Source organism: Gilliamella sp. App2-1, from assembly GCF_001690255.1.
In the GTDB taxonomy this organism is placed as follows: domain Bacteria; phylum Pseudomonadota; class Gammaproteobacteria; order Enterobacterales; family Orbaceae; genus Gilliamella; species Gilliamella apicola_G.
The window spans coordinates 1-1858 of the sequence record NZ_LZGR01000046.1; the positions used below are offsets into that span (position 1 = coordinate 1).

General features: G+C 31.5%; 2 protein-coding genes. Both read right to left on the minus strand.

Annotated elements, in window-relative coordinates; genetic code table 11:
• Positions 1–185: 185 nt before the first annotated feature.
• The gene (locus A9G22_RS06125) at positions 186–524 is read right to left on the minus strand and encodes a DUF3969 family protein (protein ID WP_065587064.1); all 339 of its coding nucleotides are present in this window, start codon (positions 522–524) and stop codon (positions 186–188) included.
• 1 nt (position 525) lies between these two features.
• Positions 526–1254: a hypothetical protein gene (locus A9G22_RS06130; protein WP_075508525.1), complete on the minus strand. Its 729-nt coding sequence runs from the start codon at positions 1252–1254 to the stop codon at positions 526–528.
• Positions 1255–1858 lie beyond the last annotated feature (604 nt).

The following is a 1858-nucleotide window of genomic DNA, read 5'->3' on the forward strand; positions in this document are numbered from 1 at the left end:
CAACAGGTAGCCATTATTTAATACAATGGTACATAAAAATAATGATCACTAAAATGCATGCTAAGCAAAAATTAGCAATTAAAAAATTAATTATAGAATTTAGTGACAGAATTAACTGTCGCTTTTTAATAATGAATATTCTAATATAGGATAGAATTGTCAGGTTAAATTTGAGCTACAACACTTTATTCAATGGTGATATTTTTATTGACTGTTCGACCAAATTCAGACTGATTTTTTATCATATTTACTAAGTTAACAAGTAATTCATCAATTCTATTTTCTAACTTATCTGGTAATAGACTTTCATAGTCTTCAAGCTCACAACCATCCATAATTAGACTAGATAACTCATTAGTAAATTTATTTTGAGATAATAAATTTGCTATTTTGGGCTTAAAAATAAAACCCTCAGCTTCATCAATTGAAATCAATTTCTTTTTTAATGCAAATAAGGTACCCAATAAAAAAAGATCAATAAACTTTTCCGCTTGTTCTTTATCAATACTATAACATAATTTCATTTTATAAATTACTCCAATCTTTTTTGACTTTTACATTAAAAACTCTACCACTTTGACTACGAAAATAGTGGATTGATATTTTATTTCCAGTGACATCATAACCATCTTTATAAACTTTACTCCAACGCCCTGGTTCAATTTTTCTCAATTGCTCCAACAGCAGTTTTTCTTTAACTGTATTATTGACCGTTCCATTTTGCAAATCTCTAAACCCTTTTGGGTAATTAGGCGAATCCTTAATTGAATTATAAGTATGCTTAATTTCATTAGGATCTCTTGAAACATTATCTTGAGTATTATTGTTATTTTTATCTCGGTTATCATCATCTGGTGGTAATCCAGAAGCCCCACCTGCTGAACTACTTCCAGTTCCTGTTAACGGATTATCATTATCTTTCTTACTACCTTTCTCTTTTAGGTAATCATTATAATAACGTTCATAAGTTTTTAGTACTGCATCTTCAAGGAATTGATCTCCCATTGGATCGACTAACGCAAGTTCAATTAGTCTTCGTTGTTCCAAATTTAAACTTTCTAAAAACGCTTTTGATTCCGCTGCGGTAAGACCTTCAGCCATTAAAACATCTACCACATTAATACTAACTGCTGCACCAATTTCACTTGCGGCTGCCCCTGTCATGTCGCCACTGATTAAGCCGTTGATGAGGCTAACCGCCATGTCAATGCCTTGACGGGTGTCACTGCCCATCGCTGACATCCCTTCGTTCATCGCCTTTTTGTAGGCGTCTTCGTAGATTTTTTGTTGTTGCTCGTCGTTTAAGAAGGTACCTTTGTCAGTTGCTTTTAATTTGGTGTTGTTGCCAACCTTGATGTCAAAGCCCCTTTGCTAACGCTAAAAAACACCAAAAAATTTAATTAAAATCAACGGTCTTTCTGAATTGTTTTTTGTAAGTAAAAATAGTGAGTTAATGCATTTCCTATGTTTTGAATAGAGGGATATATGGCACAATGAGCAATACAACAGGTAGCCATTATTTAATACAATGGTGCATAAAAATAATAATGGCTAAAGTGCATACTAAGCAAAAATAGGCAATTAAAAAATTAATTATAGAATTTAGTGACAGAATTAACTGTCACTTTTTAATAACGAATACACTAATATAGACTAGGATTGTCAGGTTGAGTTTGAGCTACTACACCTAATTTTACATATCTAACTTATCTGCTATATATCTTAAAAGACTAGACAACTTTCTCAAATTACCACTAGTAAGTATATCTTGACTTATAGAATAAAGTAAAAATTGATAATCTTCGCTTAATTGCCCCATATCAAGTTCTTTAGGTTCATTATAAAGATCATATAGCAA